This is a genomic window from Bradyrhizobium sp. Mp27 (assembly GCF_029953005.1).
Lineage (GTDB): Bacteria > Pseudomonadota > Alphaproteobacteria > Rhizobiales > Xanthobacteraceae > Bradyrhizobium > Bradyrhizobium barranii.
Genome location: NZ_JASAUS010000567.1, coordinates 1 through 796, shown reverse-complemented (window position 1 = coordinate 796; position 796 = coordinate 1). Strand labels below are relative to the sequence as shown.

Here is a 796-nt window from a genome sequence, read left to right as displayed (position 1 = left end):
GCCGAAAGTCATCGCCGGTGTAAAGTTCATCGACGGAATCGAAGTCATTCCGAACACTGAAAGCCACGCCGCCTGATCAGGCCGCGTCACCCAAAATCAGCCATAGCTCTGCAATCGCTCGCCGGCTGTATAAAGCTCTCTTAAAGAGGGCAGCTGCACGCGCTGCGCGCTCCAGACTTCCGCAAAATGATTCAATGCCACGAACGGGAGGAAAAGCCGCTCTATCGCCTCCCGCTCTATAAATTCCAGCAGGTCGGAGAAGTGCCTCCGGGTCTCTTCCCGCACGAGCACAAGCACTCCGCCGTCCTTCCAACAGATGAACAATTCCTGACAGGACACATCGAAGTTCAGGGTCGCGAATTGAAGTGTGCGCAGTTTTGACGTGCCAATCCCCGCAAGCGAATTCACAAGCGCGCCATGGGACATTTCCACGCCCTTAGGGATTCCGGTTGAGCCGGAGGTATAGATGACATAGGCGAGATGGCGCGATGAAAGGCCAAGCGCGCCCGGGTCCGGGTTCGAAGGCGGCCGCTCGCCCCAAGTCGGGGTCGCCGTCTCCAGATCGACCACCGTCACATCGGCCACGGCTTCGGCGCCCAATGCGGTTCGACCGGCGACATCGCAAAGCAGCAGTTTCGGTTCTGCATCGCCAACAATCTGCCGCAGCCGCGCCGACGGATAAGCCGGATCTAGTACCCGGAATCAGAGCTGAGTGATACGGCGGCCTTTGAAACGGCGTTGACGGACCTTTTTCTTGGTCCAGACGAAGGGCTCGGCTCTGTCGTTGTATGCGTTG

General features: G+C 58.5%; 1 pseudogene. It reads right to left on the bottom strand.

Features of this window, described 5'->3' with window-relative positions:
• Positions 1-96: 96 nt before the first annotated feature.
• Positions 97-681: pseudogene (locus QJT78_RS51770) on the bottom strand (AMP-binding protein); the annotation flags it as partial.
• Positions 682-796 lie beyond the last annotated feature (115 nt).